A 20,849-nucleotide genomic window follows, 5' to 3' on the forward strand; every position below is an offset into this window, starting at 1 on the left:
AATACTACAAATCAGCGCTGCTGTTTCACTATGTTACTCCCAAAAGGAGATATTCATAGAAATTACGTAGCTATACGGTAGTCATACAGCAGATAAACTGTTAGCAAGTATTTATTACACAAGATTATTCCTTTGTACAGTGCGTAAGTCCTAGAATATCCTCTGGCGTCAGATGGTTCGACAAAAATTATTAAGCCACGCCAGGATATACCTTAACCGAAACGCCCTGAAATGTAGTCGCGGGTGCGAGGGTCTAGTGGGTTGTTAAAGATTTGCTCTGTAGCGCCAAATTCAACCATTTGACCAATCCGACTTTCATCGGTGCTGAAGAAAGCGGTAAAATCAGAGACGCGAGCGGCTTGCTGCATATTGTGAGTAACGATCGCAATTGTCAACTGAGACTGCAAACTATGGAGCAGTTCCTCAACTTTCATAGTAGCGATGGGGTCAAGAGCCGAGCAAGGCTCATCCATCAGCAGAACTTTCGGCTTGACTGCTAAAGCACGGGCAATACATAATCTTTGTTGTTGACCACCAGAAAGCCCTAAACCTGATTTATCTAGCTTATCTTTCACTTCATCCCAAAGAGCAGCGCTGTGAAGTGCAGATTCGACGATTTCATCTAATTCTACTTTTGAATACCTGCCTGCTATCCTCATACCGTAGGCAACATTTTCGTAAATACTTATCGGAAAAGGATTCGGTTTTTGAAACACCATACCAATTTGGCGGCGTAACCGATTGATGTTGACACGAGGAGCATAAATATTCTGACCAAAAAATTCTACATCTCCTTCAACTTTCACTGGGCCTTCTAATTCGCTAATGCGATTCAGAATTTTGATGAAGGTAGATTTCCCACAACCACTAGGGCCAATAATTGCGGTTACTTGATTCTGATAAATATCCATTGACACCTTTTCAATCGCTTTTGTTGTGCCATAGTAAAAGCTGATATTTTTAACTTTGATAGCTGGAATTAGCTTATTCATAACTTGCCCAAGATGCGAAATAAAAAATTATCTCTACGAGACTCTACGAGACGCTACGCGAACGCTTAGAGCGTCTCCGGCTCCGCTCCTAAATTCTGATTTCTGAATTCTGACTTCTGAATTCTTCTTCAATTGATTCTTCTCTGTCTAATAACTAAACGAGAGACAATACTGACACATAAAATTAAGCCGAGTAGAACTATAGCAGTAGTCCATACTAATTGGCTTTTTTGCGGGTCGGGGTCGTTGTAGAGGTTAAAAATCAATACTGGCAAGGAAGCTGTTGGACTTAACAATCCTTCTGACCAATCTAGACTAAATAAAGCAGTAAAAATTAAAGGTGCTGTTTCACCAGCAGCACGAGCTACAGCTAATAAAATGCCTGTAGTAATTCCAGGAATTGCAGCAGTCACAACGATGCGAAAAGTAGTTTGGAAGCGAGTTCCGCCTAAAGCAGCAGAGGCGAGGCGTTGAGATATAGGAATAAGTTTTAAGGATTCTTCTGTTGTCAGTATAATCACAGGTAGCATAATCACAGCTAAAGCAAAACCACCTGCGATCGCACTAAATCCTTTAGTTACCAAAACTATCACACCGTAAGCGAATACGCCTACAACAATTGAAGGCACACCTGTAAGAATATTGGTGATAAAACGAACAATATCAGCAATTGGATTGCTTTGACCAAATTCCGCCAAGAAAATTCCTGTCATTATCCCTGTGGGAATGCTTAAAATAGCAGCAATTACCACCATGATTATGGTTCCCAGGATGGCATTACCAAAGCCATTGTCAATCACTGCTTTGACAAACATATCTGATTTCAATCCAGATATTCCCCGGACGAGAATTTCCCACAAAATTGATAATAAAGGAATGAGTGCTAGACCTGTCAAAGCAAAGGCGATCGCATTCATTGCATAGGTAAATATTACTCGCTCTTTTGGCAGAGGACTGCATAATTCTGTCGCCAGAGATTCATCAGTTTCAGACTGGATGTAACCACTCATATTTTTGATTTATCAACGTCTTGCTACACTGATGTAAAAAATTTTATCTGAGTAATATTTGAATTTTAAATTGTTAATGATTTTTCCTACCAACCCACTTCACCAATAGTACAGCGCCAATATTTACAGCTAGAGTCAAGCCAAACAAAATCAAGGCCAAATAGCTTAAAGCGCCTATATGTAATCCTGGTTCAGCTTCGGCAAATTCATTAGCTAATACAGAGGGAATTGTATAAGCTGGATCGAGTAAAGAAGGGCTGATTTGAGCAGAGTTTCCAATCACCATAGTGACAGCCATTGTTTCACCCAAAGCACGTCCTAATGCGAGCATTCCTGCACTCACCATTCCCGAAAATCCAGCTGGTAGCAAGACCCGAAAAATTGTTTCCCAACGAGTACCACCCAAAGCCATAGATGCGCTGCGTAATTCTTTAGGGATAGCCATTAAGACATCACGAGTAATTGCTGCCATTGTGGGCAAAATCATGATGGCTAGAATAATTCCAGCAGTTAACATATTAGTCCCTGAAGGGTCTTCTGTATTAAAAAGTGGTATCCATTTCAAAGTGCTGGCTAGCCACTTTTGTAGAGGTTCTAGAACTGGAATAAAGACAAAAATCGCCCACAAACCAATAATGACACTAGGAATTGCTGCAATTAATTCAACAACAAATGCTAAAGTTGTTCGCAGTGATGAAGGTAAGAAATTTTCACTCGTGACTAAGGCTACTGCTATTCCGACTGGGACAGCGAATAAAATAGCGATCGCGCTACTCACCAAAGTTCCATAAATATAGGGTAATGCACCAAAAATCTGATTACCTGTATCCCAATCTTGACCCCACAAAAACCCCAGTCCAAACTGTTTAATGGCTGGTAGAGCTTCGTGTAAAATTACCCAACTCATCACAAATAGCACTGCAACGGTAATCACGGCAAAAAAGTATACTAGCCGTGTAAAACCTTGGTCAAACCATAAATTTGTGCTGCCGATAGCTGTTAAATTGAAATTTTCATCACCTAGATTTGAATCATGTGATGAATTTCTGTGGGCTGGTTCAGATGAATTTGCCATTACAAATCAATCAAATAGATTTTTTTATTGCTAATAGGGTGAGTTGTTAACTCACTCTATTAGGAGAGGAAAGTATAGCGCTTCTCATTTGTATACAATACATTTTGACCTCTCTCGAAACCTCTCTCCTAAAAGGAGAGAGGCTTTGAGGCTTACTCCCCAACGCTAAGTTGATGTGCAGCTAAATTGTATAACACGAAAACCCAAAAATATTGTAGTGCGGGCAACATGAGCGCGTCCAATATACAAATTAAATACGCAACAGCTTAGTAGGGAAGGGGCTGTTCTTGCTAGGTCTGTATTCCATGCAATTGAGAACCGCTATAGTAAAATTGCAAATTAAGGTTTGACAGAGCTATTCACTGTCTGAAGCACCCGATTTGCTACATCAGATGGAATTTTGGTGTAGTTGAGATCATCGTTATATTGTTGACCGTCTTTCAACACCCAATTAATCCATTTCTTGACAGCATCAGCTTTGGAAGCATTAGCATACTGTTTGTAAACCAGCATCCAAGTAAGACCGACGATCGGATAACCCTGTGCTGGTTCTCCGACGAAAACGCGGTAGTTGTCTGGAAAATTCACAGTTGACAAAGCTGCATTTGCAGATTCTAAAGAAGGAGCAACAAATTCTCCTTTCTTATTTTGTACTAGTGCTGATTTCAGGTTATTTTGGACAGCGTAGCTATATTCTACATAACCAATAGAACCGGAAGTACGAGATACTAAGGCAGCTACGCCTGGATTGCCTTTGCCTTTGAGGACGTTTGGCAGATTCCATTTGGGAGCAGTATTAGCTCCAACTCTGCCTTTAAAATAACCACTGGTAGCACTTAAGTGATTGGTGAAAATGAAAGTTGTACCGCTACCATCAGCGCGAACAACAAATTTAATTGATTGATTTGGTAGATTGACGCCCGGATTATCAGCTTTAATTTTCGGGTCATCCCATTTCGTAATTTGACCTGAGAAAATTTCTGGTAGTGTCTTGCGGGACAATTTGAGTTCATTAACGCCTGGAAGATTGTAAACAACAGAAACTGCACCGCCTGCTGTAGGTACTAAGATTACACCGTTCTTGACTTTAGCGATTTCATCATCTTTCATTGCAGCATCACTACCACCAAAGTCAACGGTTCCAGCAATAACTTGACGAATACCACCACCGCTACCAATTGCTTGGTAGTTAATTTTCAAGTCTGGATATTTCTTCTTGACTTCACGAGCATAGCGTTCGTAAAGTGGAGCCGGAAAAGTTGCTCCTGCACCATTCAGAGTTTCAGCTTGTGCGATCGCACCAAAAAATGGACTAAGTGCAACAGAAGTTGTCACCACTGAAGTAGCAACGACACGATTCAAAATGGTGGTCGAAAAAATCATATTACCTCTGATTAAAGGAATACTTCTCTGCTGTACTTTCAGCCTTAAATTAACTTACATTTTTTATGGTTAACGATGAATAAACAAAGGATTAAGGCGGGTTTAAATCTTACTTTAAATATTTTTGTATCTATTGATATTTGATTGGCTAGATTAGTTTAGTAAAAATATGCTGATAACAAACCTCAGCTTAATTTAAATAATTAAAAGTGAATAAATAACACAGTGTAAGAATAGTAAGGAACGTGAATTAAATAAAATGCAAAACTTCATCTTGATCTAGTTTCCCTCTCCAATATATCGGAGAGGGATTGAGGGTGAGGTAAGCCAAGGACATAAATTGTATGTTATTTAATTCTTATTCCTAAGGTTGCTTGAACGAAATATTTGTTACGCAGTCACCTTTAACCACCCAAAAATATCACCTATCGTCAACTGTAACCCCTGACAGAACTCTGGCACTGGTAAAACAGACTCAATTTCCTCAAAAGGTAAAGGTTGTTGTCCCGCAGGATAAACAGCAATGAATCGCTCATCAGGGTCAATTAACCAACCCATTTGAGTCCCGTGATTGAGAGCGTGTAAGATTTTTTTTATAACTTTTGTATGGCTTTGTTCGGGGGAGAGAATTTCGATTATCCAGTCGGGTGCTGCGGCAAATGTATTGGCAATATCACCATTTTCGTCTACAGGAAGCCTTGCCCAAGAGAATACAGCGACATCGGGAATTATAGAACGTCCTCCAAAAGTGCAACGTAATTCTGGAAAAGCCCAACCCATTTTTTGTACTTTGACAACAGAATTGATTGTGGGACAGAGTTCTCCTTGAATAGTGCTATGTTTTCCTTGAGGCATAGGTTTTGGAATAATTTTACCATCAATGTACTCGCAATATGGTTTAGTTTCTGGTAGTGCGAGAAACTCTTCTAGGGTCAATATTTTATTTGGTGTTTGTACCATGATTCTCCTAGCTTCAACTTATGATGATTTTTTTACATAGTTAAGTCATCAATACGCTTGGGTTAGCGCCAAAAACCCTTCATTTGCGTAGGTTGTGTGGAGGAACGAAACCCAACATTTTCGTGGGTTTGTTGGGTTTCACTACGTTCCACCCAACCTACGATTATCCTTAACCCAAGCGTATTGGTTAAGTCCTAACTGGTGAAGTCTTAACTGAAAAGTATTTACCTTATTCTAAAATACTTTTTCAATTTGCCAATCAGCCGCCATCTAAATTATTTCATGTTTGCTTCCGACTACAATACATTACTAAAAGTATAAATAATCCTATTCCTGTCAGATATTTAATTGCATCAGGTACGCTGGGATTAGGAGAAAAAAAGCCTTCGATCGCACCAGCAATAATCAACATTGGGACAATCCCAAATACTAGCTGCACCGCCTGAGAACCGTAGAGTTTCAGTGCATCTCCACGGCGATATTTACCAGGAAATAAAATTGCTCTTGCTAATAAAAATCCCGCACCTCCAGCAAAAAAGATCGCAGGTAATTCCAAAGAACCATGCCCAAACACAAATGCCCAAAAAGGATAAGCCAGATTATTTTGACCCACCAAAGTACCAACAGCACCAATTAATAAGCCATTAAATACCATTAAATAAGCTGTGTATGCTCCAGCCGTCATGCCGCCAGCAACAGCCCCAAAACACACCGACAGATTATTGATCATGATACTGCTGGATGCTAGAGGTTCAACGCCGACAATTGACCCCATCCACAATTTATGCTCATCTCGCACCTTGGTAATCAAACTTTCAGGTACTATCAACGACATAAAACTAGGATTTTGCCAGGAATACCACCAAGCCACTAGCGCCCCCACCAGAAACAGCGCCGTCGCCGCCGCAATATATGCAAATGTTTTCTGAACTACAGATGGTAATCCCCAACTGTAAAATTCTCGGATTGCCTGCCATTCTTGTCGCCGCGAACCTTGGTAAATCTGCGTATAGGCACGAGTTGTTAAAGATTGTAAACTTTGAATCAAAGTGTTGCCGATTTGTTGTGTGCGGGCACGAGCTAAATCTGCCGCCACTGAACGATATAAACTCGCTAACTCTCTAATTTCTGCTGCCCGTAGGGACTTTAACCCTTTTTTTTCTATCTGCCTTAATAGGGCATCCAGACGCTGCCAATTTGGTTCTCGTCGCGCAATCCAACGTTGAATATTCATGAATTTTGGGAACACTGAGTTTAACTTAGCTTAAGATAGCCTCAACTTCATCTCCGTATTTTCAAGGGAAATTTACCATTATGTCTGAAAACTTTGGTTCTCCCGGTCAGATACAACCACTGAGTATCGGTAACGTTGTCAGTGCTGCGGTACGGTTGTATCGTTCTCATCTGAAGACTTATCTGAAACTGGCTTTAATTGCTCATTTGTGGATTATAATTCCGATCTACGGCTGGGCAAAATATGCAGCCATCTCTGGACTAATTTCACGTTTGGCTTTTGGAGAATTGATTTACCAACCTGAAAGTGTCCAAACTGCCAGCAGCCATATTAATCCACGTCTTTGGTCATTTTTAAGAGTTGGTTTCCAAGTAGGAATATCTATACTTATAATTTATTTGGGACTAGCGATCGCGGCTGGTATCGTGGGTGGCTTGCTGGGAGTAATCTTAGGAGGGATATTAGGTGTTAGTGCAGCTATTATAGGCACAATTATCGGAGTAATTGTAATGGTAGTTATTCTGGTGTTGGGACTAACTTGGTTCTACTCGCGTTGGGTAGTAGCTGAGGTACCGCTAGCAGTTGAGGAAAATATCAATGGTGGCGAAAGTGTTGCGAGAAGTTGGGAGTTAACTAAAGCTTCAGTACTTCGCATTCAGGGCGTCGTTTTAATTGCTTTTTTCGTTACACTACCCTTGGTGTTTGTATTAAACTATATACCCCAACTATTCCTCTTAAAGCTTGAACGAGGTTCTACTATATATGGAATTGTGTATATTATTTCTTTGATCGGCAGCTTAATCGGTGGAGTTTTTGTGATGCCATTCTGGCAAGCACTAAAAGCTGTTTTATACTTTGACTTGCGTAGTCGGCGTGAGGGTCTAGGTTTGCAATTACGAGAACCTCCCTCGCCAGATTTTCGTTAACTCAACACCTTAATTCAACTCTATTAATTTTCAATTAGTTAAAATATGCGCTTTTTTAATCGCATTACATTCCAGACGCCAGAAAGTGTAGAGTTGGAATTTACTTTAGCGGGAATCGGCAATCGAGCTTTGGCATTGCTGATTGATTATACAGTCTTGGCTGTAACCTTGCTTGTGTTTTTCCTTACCTGGACTGTCTTTTCGACGCAACTGTTGAATTTTTTTGAGGCTCAGAATTTAGGAATTTGGTTAATAGCAATTTTCTTCATTATCGCCTTTGCAATTTACATCAGTTATTTTGTATTTTTTGAAACCTTATGGTTTGGACAAACCCCTGGTAAACGTATTGCTAAAATTCGCGTGGTTCGAGATGATGGGAGACTCATCGGGCTACAACAAGCAACCCTACGTGCCTTACTGCGACCCTTTGATGAAACTTTGTTTATTGGCGCATTTTTAATTATGTTGGGTCGTCGAGAAAAGCGCTTAGGTGATTTGGCAGCTGGCACAATTGTGATTCAAACCCAAACAACAACTGCATCAGCAATATTGACGATTTCAGAACAGGCTAAGGTACTTCATGAACAGTTAATCCAAATTGCTGATTTATCACCATTGATGCCAGATGATTTTGCTGTTATTCGTGAGTATTTGCAGCGACGTGCTGCAATGTCATTAAAGGCAAGAGCATTACTATCTCTCAAGTTAGCCGAGCAAGTTGTAAGTATTATTAATTTAGAAAATTTGCCAGAAGGTGTTACACCTGATGTTTTTTTAGAAGCAATTTACCTTATTTATCAACAACCGGAATTTTAGGGTGGAGATTTTATTTAGAGGTTGTTTGAAAAGTCTAATTTATAAGAAGAATTCAGAACTCAGGAGTCAGAATTCAGAATTGAATTCTGTACGACTGGGTAATGACACATAAGTCATGAGTTTTGGCGTAATTGCTCGAATGCATGAGCTTTTGCCATACGGACAAGATGTTCTATGGTCAGATAGCGTTCTAGTTCAGCTTCACCTTTGCCTGAAAGTGTTCCTGCTTTACTCTGTGCTAGCAAATCACTGACACGAGTCTGGAATTCCGGTGAGGGTCGAATTGCCAAAATTTGTTCTGGTGTAGGCTGACTTGCCAACAACCCAATAATCTCCTTCTCATCAAGAAAATTGCCAGATTGTTCGCTTAACAACTCTTGGAGACCGCGTTCTACTATCTCTTGTAAGCGATTTGGGAACTGCTGTAATTGCTGTCCTAGCTCCTCAGATACCTCAACAGTGATTTGTATCATCTTGCCCTGTTGTTTTTTAAACTTAATCTATTAGCTTAAGTCTAGCTACAGATAAAGCATTTAGGTATTGTGTACTGCTAATTCCGGCGATATCTTCGATGGGCTTCGCCTACACATCTAATACTTTACTACAGGCGATATCTTCGATGGGCTTCGCCTACGCGCTTCTGATTGATATGTTTAAAGCAGGCGATATCTTCGATGGGCTTCGCCTACGCATTTCTGATGATAGGGTTAAAATAATTCGTAATTCGTAATTCGTAATTCGTAATTCGTAATTAAGTTTTGTGACGTTCGCGGAGCGTCTCGTAGAGAAGAGAAGTTTGTGGGGACGGTTTCCGACTCGCATTACTTCGGGGGATTTCAATTAGGCGTTCAATTCGTGCTGCCTGTCTTGCTGGGGAATTAAACTGAACATACTTTGTTAAACTAGAAGATTCGGACAATGGTTATCGAATTAGAATCGGCAATTACCGAGTTTTATACGATTATTTTAGATAATTGCTTCGTTTTCAGGAAGACATAACTAATAATTAGTAGTCAGTGAGTGGAAACTACTGACTACTAACTAATTACTTAAAAATTCAAACTCGGCCAGTCTGGTTCACGATAATAGCGTGTCATGTCATCAAACTTTCGCAATTCGACACGATGAATCAAAAATTCTGGCAAATTCAACAGCCATTGTTCATTTAATTGAGAAAGCATTGTGCTGAAACTTGTGCGGTCTAAGTCAGATGAAACCTCCCCAAAATAGGCTAATGTAACATGGGCTGTAAAGTGATAATGCTGCTCAATACCCAAAGCAATTAACTTGGGATTTTGATAAATTGTTCGGCGAAATTTAATAATTTCCTCGTAGCAGCCTTTATCCTTGGGTACTAAGCAAACGGCTACAGCTCTTGGCATCAGTATTAGTCCCAGCATTTGCCATTTAATCGGATGACTCCTGTTTGTCATCAATTGTTGATATTTCTGAAACATTTCGGCAAAACAAGAGTGTAACTCCTCGTCAAATTTGGGATTTTTTTCGCAGGCGTCAAGGTAAGCACTGTCCCAAATTAAATCCGCCAAAGTTAGATGGAAGCTAACAGGAGGTACAGGTACAATCAAATTACGGTTTACAGGCAACTGCAAAAGTTCCTGTTGGTAAGTCTGTAATTTGGCATAGAAAGCAGAGTTTTGTGATTCTTCTTCTGCCGCAGGCGGGGTAATTAGCGTATAGCCAGGAAAGGACGCTGCTTGTCTCAACCCAGAATCTGGCTGAAATTTATAAGATTCCTGAATATGCTGGACTTGGGATCTGTAGGCTTCTGGCAGCGTCATCCGTGCTAACCGATTTAAGTAAGTTTGATAGTTGTCGTCCAATCTTCATAGCCTCACGCTCTCACTTGATAGATTTTAGGGAAAATTACCCCGATTAACAGAATGATTTTAAAAGTATTTAATTTTGGGAGTGGGGAGTGGGGAGTGGGGAGTGGGGGGATGAGGGAGATGAGGGGGATGAGGGAGATGAGGGAGAGTAAGAATTTTGGATTAAATTTAATCCAAAATCGTCAATCCAAAATCTAAAATTGAATTGCCCAATGTCCCAGTAAGAGGTTTGTCTATGCCAATCTATGTTTACTGGGGTGAGGATGATTTTGCTATAGAAAAAGCGATCGCTATGCTGCGCGATCGCATCCTCGATCCCCAATGGATAAGTTTTAATTACACTTCATTCGCCCCAGATCAAGCTGATGCGGCGATTCAGGGGTTAAATCAGGTGATGACACCTACTTTTGGCGCTGGTGGGCGCTTGGTATGGCTGATAAATACTACTCTGTGTCAGCACTGTCCAGAGAATGTGTTAGGAGAACTGGGGCGATCGCTTCCTGTGATTCCCGAAAACTCATTTTTGTTGCTCACCAGCCGGAATAAGCCAGATGAACGCCTCAAATCTACGAAATTGTTAAAACAGTTTGCTACCGAATTCCGAGAATTTCCGCTGATTCCCCCTTGGAAAACAGAATTGCTGGTGCAATCTGTTAATCAAGCAGCCCAGATTGTGGGCGTGAAACTGACTGCCAATACTGCCCAGTTGTTGGCAGAATCTGTAGGAAATGATACACGATTACTCTACAATGAGTTGGAGAAATTGCGGCTATATGCCCAAGGTAGCAATCAGCCTTTAGATGTAGATACCGTTACGAAGTTAGTAAGAAATACTACTCAAAATAGCTTACAATTAGCAGCAGCAATCAGAACAGGGGATACAGCTAAAGCTTTGACAACCTTGGCAGATTTGAGCAATGCTTCCGAGCCGGGATTACGGATAGTTGCCACACTGATTGGACAATTTCGCACTTGGCTATGGGTGAAGATTATGATGGAAAGTGGGGAACGGAATCAACAAGCGATCGCTATTGCTGCTGATATCGGTAATCCCAAACGGATCTACTTCTTACAGCAAGAAATCAGACTGCTTTCTGTGCAACAGTTAATCTCTTGTTTACCCCTACTATTGGAGTTAGAAGTGAGCCTCAAGCAAGGAGCATCAGAAATGTCAACACTCCAGACTAAAACAATCGAACTTTGTCAAGTATGCCGAGGAAATTGACAGTCAATCAATTTTGGATTTAAGAGAAAGCGATTTTAGATTGACTGTACCCACTCTTGGGATACAGGTTGGGGATTTTAGATTTGTTCCGCCCACAAGGAGAGAAGTGCGGTCTTGGGCAAAGCCCCAAGTGGAGCAACTTCGGGGGCGGTGGCTCTGTACCAAAGAAATAATCCAAAATCCAAAATTTAAAATCTAAAATTCGGAGGGTCAAATATAAAAGCTTGATGTATTTAGCGGTTGCTGGAACTTCCAACTCCGAAAATAATTCCAAGTCCTTATAATATCCCTGATGTAGTTTTTTCTCACACACTATATGAAGAAAATTTCCAATTTATTTTCCCGATCTAGCCGAAAGCGAATCCTTTCCCCACCATTCTTTTTCGGCGCGATCGCTACTGCGGGTGTGATTTTCAACGCTTTTTCATTGAGTTCAAAAGCTTATGGTCAAACTCCACCACCAATAGTTAACAATACTGAAATCACCAGCTATGCTCAATCAGTGCTAGCAATGGAGCCAGCACGTCAAAGTGCCTTTGAAGAAATTAAAAAACTTATTGGCAATGGAGAAATTCCCAAGATTGTTTGTAACGATTCTAACAGCATAAATGGTCTTCCTAAGAAGGCTCAAGATATCGCAGTGACTTACTGTACCCGCGCTCAAAAAATTGTCCAAGATAATGGTTTGAGTTTTGATCAGTTCAACAAAATTACTATGGAACTACAAAATAACAATTTATTAAAACGGCAGGTTTACGATAGCCTATTACGCCTGCAACAAACTCCTGAGTCTCGATGAGAAGGAGTCAGAATTCAGAATTCAGAATTCAGGAGTCAGAATTCAGAATACCCTTTTTGCAGGAGAATTAAACTGAACATACTTTGTTAAATCAACGCTCGAATTTTAATTCATATTCCCCACTCCCCACTCCCCACTCCCCACTCCCCACTCCCCATTCTCTCTAAGTCCGTCCAACAAGGCTGGCGACTACTGTCGCTAACTCAGCTGCTTCAATAGGTTTAGGTAAATGTAGCTGATAACCTTCTTGTATAGCTCGCATCCGATCCTCTGCCCTCGCATAAGCTGTCAAGGCGGCGGCGGGAATATTTCCCCCTAATTCTGGTGGTTGCGATCGCAGTTTGCGGATCAAAGAATAACCATCCTCTTGGGGCATACTGATGTCGCTGACTAAAACATCTGGTTTCCACTGTGTAATTAGGTGCAATGCTTCTGGAACTGATGCTACAGCATGAACTTCGGCTTGGTACTGTTGGAGGACTGTGGTGATGAATTCACGGGTATCGGCTTGGTCATCTACAACTAGCACACGCACGCCAAAGAGGGAGAAGGGGACAGAGCCAGAGAGATGCAAAGGGGCAGAAGGACAAAAGGGCGGACTCTTCAAAAGTGGTATTTTGACTGTAAACGTCGCTCCTTGTTCTTTGCCTGGACTATTTGCGTGGATAGTACCGCCATGTAATTCTACTAAATGACTGACGATCGCTAATCCAAGTCCTAATCCACCATAGGATCTAGTGCTAGAACTATCAGCTTGACGAAAGCGATCGAACACGTAAGGAAGAAAGTCAGGACTGATACCAATGCCTGTGTCAATCACCTGAATTTGGGCATATTTATCGGTTGTCTGTTGTTTTTCTTGGCCAGTGACTACTGACAATTGCACCTCTACCCGTCCTCCCACGGGCGTGAATTTGATCGCATTCGATAGCAGATTCCAGATGATTTGCTGCAAGCGCTCGAAATCCCCGGAAACTAAGAATTGAGAATTTTCACTCAGATTGCTGTCCTCTGAGTCTTGATTGGTTTGCGATTGTGCTTCTGAAGATTCTAGATTTTCGGGTGAGTCTTGATTGCTTTGGGATTCTGCTTCTGAAGATTCTAGATTTTCGGGGTTGATTCCTAATCCCAAATCTGAATTTGGCGCCAAAGTGTCCACGGGGAGTATCCCCGGTGGCGCATTTCGCGTTTCTTTTGCGGGAATGAGGGAAAATCTTAAATCGATTTCTTTGGATTGGGCGGCTAAACTAACAGTCTCGATTGCTGACTCAATCATCGGAACTAAATTGCAAGTACGGACATTGAGCTGTAACTTACCTCTAATCATCCGTGATATATCCAGCAAGTCTTCAATTAGCTGGGTTTGCGCTTTGGCATTGCGCTCAATTGTCTCCACAGCCCTAGCCATTAGGGTTTCGTTGAGCTTACTTCGTTGCAGTAGTTGCGCCCAACCCAGAATGGCATTCAGGGGCGATCGCAATTCGTGAGATAATATCCCCAGAAATTCATCCTTCATCCGGTTAGCCTCTTGCAACTGCTCAGTTTGTTGTTGCAAAGAAGCAATTAAACTAGCCCGTTCCATTGCGATCGCTATTTGGTCGCATACTGCTTGCATCATCCCCTTTTGATTCTCGGTGAAGCTTAAGCGAGTGCGGCTGCCAAATGAAAGAGTACCCAACAGCCGTCCTTGGGCGATCAATGGATAACCATAATAAGCAGTAATACCTAAAGAGCGAATCAATTCTGTTTTCTCTTCAGTTGATTGCTGCACATTCTCTACAGCTATTGCACAACGCTCCTGGGCTACAGTACCGCAAACCGCTTCACCAAATGCCAAATATTCAATTTCCTTTGCCAGTTCTTGGGAAATGCCACTGTAAGACTCTAGCCGCATTACCTGAGAGTTATTCTCAACCAAATAGTTAAAGTAAACATCTAAACCAATTTGCTGTGAGAGTTTTTGGTAAACGCTATCAATTAGTACTACTGGTTCCTGGCTTGATAGTAAATCGTTAGCTGTGTCGAATAGTAACTTTAGCCTTTTGTAACTTAACGAAAGGGCTTTTTGTGCCACCTTGAGGTTGCTGATTTCTTGGAACACCAAGATACAGGTAGCCGGATGACCGTGCATTGCTGGCAGAGTATCAGCAAATATCAGTAGAGATCGCACACCTCCAGGAGTGTGCCAGTCTACTTCCAATCCGTTCAGGCGTTCGCCAAGGGCAACCCGCACTCCTGGCATTTGCTCATTGGGGATGCGATCGCCAGCTGCATTCGTGTAGTGGTAAACTGTATGATAATCTGCGGCTGGTACACCTTTGGGAAATTCGCCCCCAGCTAATTCGTTAGCAGAGCGATTGGCAAAAGTTACCCGCGCTGTTCCTGGTTCAATAAACAGCAACGGTCTTGGCATCAGATTTAATACATCCTCCAGCCATTTTTGCTGATTTAGGAGTACTTCCTCTGCCAGTTTGCGCTCCGTAATATCTAAAAATGCACCAACGCTTCCTCTGGTTTTACCCTCTTCGTCAAATAGGGGTGCAACATACTCCAACAGCTTGACTATTTTTCCATTTTGATGTATAATATCGACTTCACAATCCACAACTTCCACACCATGAGTAGCAGAGTATTGCATTGAGAGTTCCTCTGCTGACAGTTCCCTTCCCTCGCGGTAGAATTTAAAGCTTGTCGATTTTTCGTCCAAGGAAGCGTTGAGGGAGGCATTATCAGAGGATATCCCCAACTGCTTGGCAAAAGAAGGATTGACTTTGATATTTTGGCATCCTGGATCTTCGGCAATGCCAATTCCAATGGGAATTACCTCCAACAAAGTTTGTAACTCAGTAATGCGACGCTGTAAATCCTTGTTTAGTTGTAAGATTTGTTCTTTGGTCTGCTTTTGCTCACTGATGTTGCGAGTCACAGTTGCTAAGGCAATTGGCTGACCTGTGTTGTTGTCTTTAACAGTGAAGATATTGTAATCAACTGGTATCGGTTGACCTGTTTGGAGATGGCGGAAGCAAAATTCTCCCTGCCAGCGCCCTTGTGATAGCACAGTCGGCAGTATATGTTCTTGAAAATAGATTTTGTCTTTGGGCATGACGTAATCTAAAACTGCTTTTTGCCTAACTTCATCAAGGCTAGTAAGCCCTACCAGCTTTTGACCTGCATCATTTATATAGAGTAATTTACCTTCAAGAGTAGCGATGCCGATAAAGTCAGAGCTATTTTCTACCAGCGATACTAATTTTTGTTGCTCTGCTTCTGCTTGCTTGCGTTCGCTCAGGTCGAGGATAAACGCTACTGACTCTTCCCGGTTTTCTCCTAGCAGCACGTAACCAACTAAAACCGGGATGCGGCTACCATCCTTGCGAATATATTCTTTCTCATAAGGCGTACAAGCTGCGTTGGTGTTTCCTTTTGCTTCGGCGACACCTCGCTCATCTAAATATAGATACTCTGGTGGTGTGAGATTGCGCCAACTTAACCTACCTGCTAACAAATCCTCCCGCGTGTAACCAATCATCCTCAAGAATTCGTCGTTTGCCTGCTGGATACCGCCATACACGTCGCCAAACAGAATGCCGATGACATTCGCATCTACAAAACTCCCTAGTTTAGCTTGGTAGGTTCTCAGTGTTTCTTGGGCGCAGTCGCGTTGATCGCTGAGGCGTTGAATAACCCTGGCACTTTGCCAAATCAAAATAGTAAAAATCACAATCAGGACGATCGCAAACACTGATACTGCAAACGCCGGATCGTATTGTCCAGCCCGTTGACCTTCAACAATTACCCACCCTAATCCAAAAGGTACTGCGATCGCGGCAATTAATAAACGACGTGCAAGTAAGCCGCCGTAGGTATCACTTGTAACTACCCTCATTAATCCTTGTTCTGCCCGCGCCCACAGAATGCCCATACTTAGTAAGAGGAACAACACCGATGTATGTAACGCCATTGATGTTGTATAAGGGGCAAGTCCGTAGAGAACTTTCACTTTATAGGCATAGCCCATGAGCGCCTGAAAGGAAATTAAAGTAGCGATCAGAGCGATAATCTGAGCATACCAATAACTGCGGTGGGTTTTTGGATGAATCAAAATCTGTAGGGCGACGCTGACCAGTATAAAGTTCAGCGCTGTGTTCACCCCCATTCGCCCCGGATGCGATGTCGCTATACTAGTTGGGAAATCAGGGAAGAGTAGCTCGTCAATGCCGAAATTCCAGCCGAACTGATATTCACAGAGTGTGAACGCCGCAACTGTAGTGACAGCTATTGCACAGACCTGAGAAATTAGCAGAGTCGGGAATAATTTTGAATTTTGGACTTCGACTTCTCTACGAGACGCTACGCGAACGCTCAGTCGAACAATTTTGAATTTTGAATTGTCTCCCCCTGCTTTTAAAAATAGCCACAGCGACACACCACACAGCACAAAACATAGGGCTGTGTTGACTTTCATTGTGGCAGGACTACCAGGGAAGCCGCGCTTCAGAACTTCAATGCCAAGGTACCAGCCAATTAGTACAAAGCTGCCAACAAAAACAGCGATCGCACTTGCGACTTTTGCCACAAGTGAATTTGTCGGAATTTTGAATCTATCTTGCAGCCGCAAGCGGTTAATATTTAACATTTAGTGTTCTCTAACCGCATCTATCTAGCGTAGTAAACTTACGTATTTCTTACGGTTTAACTATTTATATCCTTTGTATTCTAAGCCACCCCTTGACTTACTTTTCATCTATCCCGATGCATACTTTTGTTTGCAGAATTGAGAATCAGAAATAAAGGTGGTTTTTTGAACCACCTTTGTGAGTATTTCAGAATTGCAGAGTATGTTGTTTACCATCATCTTGAAAACGTTGCTCTCCAACACCAACAAGTTCTACAATCACTTCACGCTGTGGAGGTGTCCATTCTCCCATTCTCGCTCCAATTTCAACTACTGTTTGATTAGATTCAGTAAATACGCTGATATTTGTTAGCGAAAAATTTTTATCTTGATACTTGTTTGTGTGTCCATCATCTTCAAATAGTTGATATTCGTTATTACCAGGCCAAATTCGGAACCGGATTTCGTCGAGTGGGGCTTGATCAACGTATTGCCTGACAGGTTGCATCGGAACGATCGCACCGCTACGGACATACAGGGGCATTCTTTCCAGTGGTGCATGAGCAAGAATGTGAATCGGGCCTTCATAGCGATCGCCACTCCACCAATCATACCAAGTACCAAGGGGTAAATAGACAGATCGATGCTCAACTCCAGGGCGGTAAATTGGTGCAGCCATCAGCGACGCACCTAGCAATACTTGATCGTAGAGAGTGTAAGTTTTTGGATCGTTAGGGAAATGGTATAATAATGGTCTTAAAATCGGTGCGCCCGTTGTTGCCGCTTCCCAGAAAAGAGTATAAATGTAGGGAAGTAGTTGATAACGTAGATTAATATATTCTCGACAGATATTTTCAACGCGATCGCCAAATACCCAAGGTTCATGACGAGCAGTAGACATTGCCGAGTGGCCGCGCATCAACGGATAAAGCATTCCTACCTGCATCCACCGAGCGAATAATTCAGCTGTGGCGTTACCAGCAAATCCGCCAATATCGCAACCCACAAACGCCACACCCGAAAGTCCCATATTGCAAAGCATCGGCAGAGACATTTCTAAATGCTCCCACAACGATTGGTTATCCCCCATCCACACAGAAGACCAGCGCTGTACACCAGCATAACCCGATCGCGTCAACACAAACGATCGCTCAGAGCCTCGATGCCGTTGCAACCCTTCATAACAAGCTTTAGCCATCATCAACCCATACAAATTATGCACTTCTGTATGAGTCACATCAATTTTAGATTTTAGATTTGCGATTTTGGATTGAAAATTCTCCTCCTCTCCCTCCTCTCCCTCATCTCCCCCATCTCCCTCATCTCCCTCATCTCCCCCCTGCGGTGCATCTAGCGGAAACCAAATCTTTTCACCATCATCACCGAAAGGGCGATCGTTTATAGCAGGTTCATTCATATCATTCCAAATTCCTGCCACGCCGATATCAGTTAGGCTTTTGTGTAAATCAGCCCACCAGTTACGCACATCAGCACGTAAAAAGTCAGGAAAAACAGCTTTCTCAGGCCAAACGTAGCCGTGGAACAACGCACCATCAGCTTTACGCACAAAATAGTCGTTTTCTATTCCTTGGTCAAAAACATGATAATCGGCTTCTGGTTCATACTTCACACCAGGATCAATGATTGTGACTGTTTTGAAACCATCCTCTGCTAAATCACTGATGAGTTTTGCTGGGTTGGGAAAACGCTGGGGACTCCAAGTAAATACCCGATAGCCCCGCATATAGTCAATATCCAAGTGAATGACATCGCAGGGAATGCGGCGTTGGCGAAATTCCTTTGCTAGTTCCCGCACAACGGTTTCTGATTCGTAACTCCAGCGACATTGATGATAACCTAGCGCCCATTTCGGCGGTAATGGCATTCTCCCAGTTAACTGAGTGTAAGTCTCCAGGATTTGGGCAGGTTCGGGGCCGTAGATAATGTAATAATCCAATTCACCGCCACGAGTTTCCATCTTCCAAATAGCTGGTTGTTCAGCACCGATATCGAACTGACTCCAAAAAGTGGTATTGAAAAAGATGCCATAGCCTACCTGCGGACGCAAAGCCATAAAAAATGGAATTGCTTGGTACATTTCATCAGTAAGTGCATCATAATCTAAGGCATCCGTTGTCCAGTTGGTTTTTACTTCGCTGAGTTTATCCAGCCAGCCTGTGCGTTCACCAAAGCCATAGAAATGTTCATCGGCTGCAATTTGCTTCCATCCCGCAACTGCGCCCATTCGCCAACCCATCCCCATCTCTGCATCTTGGGCAAAGGGGCGATTAGCTTTGTCAAAATAGGTAATGCGACACTTTTCGCGTTCAACACACACACGAATCTGTGCTGTTTCAATTTCTATCGTTGCTTCAGTTTCCCGCACCGTAAAAGGTATTATTGCCCATTCTGCATCATCCAGTGTTACTGCCCAAGAATGGCGGGGCATAAATTCCCCAGTTGGTGCAAAACGCACGCGGATTAAATTGGCAGCAAGTACGCTGATGGTAAGACGTGAGTCGCCACAGTCAAAATTGATAATATTATTGTCCCAGGTTACAGCTTTTAGATTGCTAACTGTTGTCCAAGGTTGGTTAGTAGTGGGTAGTTTTCCGAAATATTGCGGCATATCAGTTATTCAGCTGGTTAACACTTCTCCGCATTCATGATTACAGAGATACTCAGCCTGAAACTCTTTCTTTCGCTAGAAGTTGGGTGAAAAATTAGCAGATATTTTTGAGCAAGAGTGATTTTTTTAATGCACAAAATGTTGTCGTTACAAACATTTATAGCGGTTCTCGGTTGAGTAGATACTGAACCCAACCCCCTCCCCGCTCTTCGAGAGGGGGGTGTTTTCATACGAAAAAAGAAAAATACATAAGTCTTGAATTATCGTTGTGTAGCATGGCTTTTTACCCCGCTTCCATTCCTCTCCCCCACGGGGGGAGAGGCTTAGTTATTAATAATATAAAAAGCTTAATATTACTAAATTTAATTAAAAGAGGGTGCAGGCGACCAAAAATGTTTAACATTTACAGCGTTTTGTAACTCAGTGATCTCATCAGCCTGCCTCCTTCAAGCCAAGTTACTCATTAGAGAAGAATCTAACTTCTTTTTATAGGATATTTTTTTGGCAACTTGATCAGAGGCGATCGCTACCCAAGAAAACCTCTACATCGTCACCGGTGATACAGACATAGGAATGACCCACGGCGCGATCGCGGGGATACTCTTAACTGACCTAATTTTAGGGCGAAAGAATATCTGGGCAGAGCTTTATCACCCATCGCCTGCGAAAATTGGTGGAGTAGGTGATTTTGTCTCCGAAAATCTCAACGTTGCTCCCCAGTATTTACAGCAGGTGACACCGGGCGATGTTGATTCCGTCGAAAAAGTTACTCCCGGTACAGTGCGGCGTGGTTTGACAAAAGTCGCAGCTTACCGAGACGAAAACGGCAATCTCTACTCACCTCAACTGTATCGTCGCCTGGAATTCCTCAGAAAAGACCTGGGATTACCCGTATCACGGTTCGCGGTTTAATTGAATTTCTATATCTTGAGACTGGTAAGAGGTCAAATATTCACAAATATTTTGTTGAGTAGGAAAACAGCCCACTTTTTTATTCTCAATCTAGTAAACATACGGGAACTTCTTATGCTGGGTTATGGTCAATTTATTTCACCTTGAACAGCAAGGAGGCTCCCACTGTAACCGATCAAGCGTAGGCGTAGCCCAACCCAGCGATCGCAGCCGTCTATATCGAATTTAACTTACCCTAACTCTTCGGCAAGCCGCCGTTCGCATCTAAAGGTGCGTATACTTACTGTTATCCGTTACCAGCTTTTCCCGAATTGTCTTTATATATACAATAATTACACTTTGTTAGTCAGATTAACGCAGACTTAAAACACTTTCAAATCCCGAAAATGGATGTTTGCCCAGAGAAAAATTTCGCGGTAATCAACC

16 protein-coding genes are annotated in these 20,849 nt (G+C 42.3%); 5 read left to right on the forward strand and 11 right to left on the reverse strand.

Features of this window, described 5'->3' with window-relative positions:
* Window positions 1-212: 212 nt before the first annotated feature.
* The 6 genes from pstB to V7K27_RS35405 all read right to left on the reverse strand — a co-directional run bounded on the left by pstB (window position 213) and on the right by V7K27_RS35405 (window position 6,654).
* Window positions 213-992 carry a phosphate ABC transporter ATP-binding protein PstB gene (gene pstB / locus V7K27_RS35380; RefSeq protein WP_334953513.1) on the reverse strand — a complete coding sequence of 260 codons (780 nt, stop codon included), beginning with the start codon at window positions 990-992 and terminating at the stop codon, window positions 213-215.
* A gap of 128 nt (window positions 993-1,120) precedes the next feature.
* Complete coding sequence (pstA, locus tag V7K27_RS35385) at window positions 1,121-2,002, reverse strand: phosphate ABC transporter permease PstA (RefSeq protein ID WP_334953514.1); 882 nt, start codon at window positions 2,000-2,002, stop codon at window positions 1,121-1,123.
* 73 nt (window positions 2,003-2,075) lie between these two features.
* Window positions 2,076-3,077, reverse strand: a complete 1,002-nt coding sequence (gene pstC / locus V7K27_RS35390; protein WP_334953515.1) for a phosphate ABC transporter permease subunit PstC — start codon at window positions 3,075-3,077, stop codon at window positions 2,076-2,078.
* A gap of 339 nt (window positions 3,078-3,416) precedes the next feature.
* Entirely contained in the window at window positions 3,417-4,460 is a 1,044-nt protein-coding gene (pstS, locus tag V7K27_RS35395) for a phosphate ABC transporter substrate-binding protein PstS (RefSeq protein WP_334953517.1), read from the reverse strand.
* A gap of 390 nt (window positions 4,461-4,850) precedes the next feature.
* Window positions 4,851-5,420, reverse strand: coding sequence for a Uma2 family endonuclease (locus V7K27_RS35400; protein ID WP_334953519.1), 570 nt, complete (start codon window positions 5,418-5,420; stop codon window positions 4,851-4,853).
* Between the two features lie 280 nt (window positions 5,421-5,700).
* Complete coding sequence (locus V7K27_RS35405; protein ID WP_334953520.1) at window positions 5,701-6,654, reverse strand: stage II sporulation protein M; 954 nt, start codon at window positions 6,652-6,654, stop codon at window positions 5,701-5,703.
* An 80-nt stretch (window positions 6,655-6,734) separates the two neighbouring features.
* Here V7K27_RS35405 and V7K27_RS35410 point away from each other — a divergent pair, with 80 nt between their 5' ends.
* Both V7K27_RS35410 and V7K27_RS35415 read left to right on the forward strand, forming a co-directional pair.
* A complete protein-coding gene (locus tag V7K27_RS35410; RefSeq protein ID WP_334953521.1) occupies window positions 6,735-7,580 on the forward strand; it encodes a hypothetical protein in 846 nt (281 codons plus the stop codon).
* A gap of 45 nt (window positions 7,581-7,625) precedes the next feature.
* Entirely contained in the window at window positions 7,626-8,396 is a 771-nt protein-coding gene (locus tag V7K27_RS35415; protein WP_334953522.1) for an RDD family protein, read from the forward strand.
* A 113-nt stretch (window positions 8,397-8,509) separates the two neighbouring features.
* On the opposite strand, the gene V7K27_RS35420 is transcribed toward V7K27_RS35415, so the two are convergent.
* From V7K27_RS35420 to V7K27_RS35430, 3 genes are all read right to left on the reverse strand, one after another.
* Window positions 8,510-8,869 carry a hypothetical protein gene (locus V7K27_RS35420; RefSeq protein WP_334953523.1) on the reverse strand — a complete coding sequence of 120 codons (360 nt, stop codon included), beginning with the start codon at window positions 8,867-8,869 and terminating at the stop codon, window positions 8,510-8,512.
* A 576-nt stretch (window positions 8,870-9,445) separates the two neighbouring features.
* The gene (locus V7K27_RS35425) at window positions 9,446-10,237 is read right to left on the reverse strand and encodes a DUF1868 domain-containing protein (RefSeq protein ID WP_334953524.1); all 792 of its coding nucleotides are present in this window, start codon (window positions 10,235-10,237) and stop codon (window positions 9,446-9,448) included.
* Window positions 10,238-10,313: 76 nt separating this feature from the next.
* Window positions 10,314-10,565, reverse strand: a complete 252-nt coding sequence (locus tag V7K27_RS35430) for a hypothetical protein (protein ID WP_334953525.1) — start codon at window positions 10,563-10,565, stop codon at window positions 10,314-10,316.
* Between V7K27_RS35430 and holA the strand changes: the two genes are divergently transcribed.
* Together holA and V7K27_RS35440 are read left to right on the forward strand one after the other, a co-directional pair.
* Window positions 10,479-11,468, forward strand: a complete 990-nt coding sequence (gene holA / locus V7K27_RS35435; protein WP_334953526.1) for a DNA polymerase III subunit delta — start codon at window positions 10,479-10,481, stop codon at window positions 11,466-11,468. The two genes, V7K27_RS35430 and holA, sit on opposite strands and share 87 nt — an antisense overlap.
* A gap of 316 nt (window positions 11,469-11,784) precedes the next feature.
* The gene (locus V7K27_RS35440) at window positions 11,785-12,267 is read left to right on the forward strand and encodes a DUF4168 domain-containing protein (protein WP_334953527.1); all 483 of its coding nucleotides are present in this window, start codon (window positions 11,785-11,787) and stop codon (window positions 12,265-12,267) included.
* A 163-nt stretch (window positions 12,268-12,430) separates the two neighbouring features.
* On the opposite strand, the gene V7K27_RS35445 is transcribed toward V7K27_RS35440, so the two are convergent.
* Window positions 12,431-16,903 (reverse strand): PAS domain S-box protein, encoded by a 4,473-nt coding sequence (locus tag V7K27_RS35445; protein ID WP_334953528.1) that lies wholly within the window; start codon window positions 16,901-16,903, stop codon window positions 12,431-12,433.
* Between the two features lie 187 nt (window positions 16,904-17,090).
* Window positions 17,091-19,511, reverse strand: coding sequence for a glycoside hydrolase family 31 protein (locus V7K27_RS35450; protein WP_334953529.1), 2,421 nt, complete (start codon window positions 19,509-19,511; stop codon window positions 17,091-17,093).
* Between the two features lie 573 nt (window positions 19,512-20,084).
* Between V7K27_RS35450 and V7K27_RS35455 the strand changes: the two genes are divergently transcribed.
* A complete protein-coding gene (locus tag V7K27_RS35455; protein ID WP_334953530.1) occupies window positions 20,085-20,423 on the forward strand; it encodes a hypothetical protein in 339 nt (112 codons plus the stop codon).
* Window positions 20,424-20,849 lie beyond the last annotated feature (426 nt).

Source organism: Nostoc sp. (assembly GCF_036919575.1).
Classification (GTDB): domain Bacteria; phylum Cyanobacteriota; class Cyanobacteriia; order Cyanobacteriales; family Nostocaceae; genus Nostoc.

Coding starts and splice junctions, on each gene's coding strand:
- pstB (WP_334953513.1), bottom strand. CDS start 992: ATGAATAAGCTAATTCCAGCTATCAAAGTTAAAAATATCAGCTTTTAC.
- pstA (WP_334953514.1), bottom strand. CDS start 2,002: ATGAGTGGTTACATCCAGTCTGAAACTGATGAATCTCTGGCGACAGAA.
- pstC (WP_334953515.1), bottom strand. CDS start 3,077: ATGGCAAATTCATCTGAACCAGCCCACAGAAATTCATCACATGATTCA.
- pstS (WP_334953517.1), bottom strand. CDS start 4,460: ATGATTTTTTCGACCACCATTTTGAATCGTGTCGTTGCTACTTCAGTG.
- V7K27_RS35400 (WP_334953519.1), bottom strand. CDS start 5,420: ATGGTACAAACACCAAATAAAATATTGACCCTAGAAGAGTTTCTCGCA.
- V7K27_RS35405 (WP_334953520.1), bottom strand. CDS start 6,654: ATGAATATTCAACGTTGGATTGCGCGACGAGAACCAAATTGGCAGCGT.
- V7K27_RS35410 (WP_334953521.1), top strand. CDS start 6,735: ATGTCTGAAAACTTTGGTTCTCCCGGTCAGATACAACCACTGAGTATC.
- V7K27_RS35415 (WP_334953522.1), top strand. CDS start 7,626: ATGCGCTTTTTTAATCGCATTACATTCCAGACGCCAGAAAGTGTAGAG.
- V7K27_RS35420 (WP_334953523.1), bottom strand. CDS start 8,869: ATGATACAAATCACTGTTGAGGTATCTGAGGAGCTAGGACAGCAATTA.
- holA (WP_334953526.1), top strand. CDS start 10,479: ATGCCAATCTATGTTTACTGGGGTGAGGATGATTTTGCTATAGAAAAA.
- V7K27_RS35440 (WP_334953527.1), top strand. CDS start 11,785: ATGAAGAAAATTTCCAATTTATTTTCCCGATCTAGCCGAAAGCGAATC.
- V7K27_RS35445 (WP_334953528.1), bottom strand. CDS start 16,903: ATGTTAAATATTAACCGCTTGCGGCTGCAAGATAGATTCAAAATTCCG.
- V7K27_RS35450 (WP_334953529.1), bottom strand. CDS start 19,511: ATGCCGCAATATTTCGGAAAACTACCCACTACTAACCAACCTTGGACA.
- V7K27_RS35455 (WP_334953530.1), top strand. CDS start 20,085: ATGACCCACGGCGCGATCGCGGGGATACTCTTAACTGACCTAATTTTA.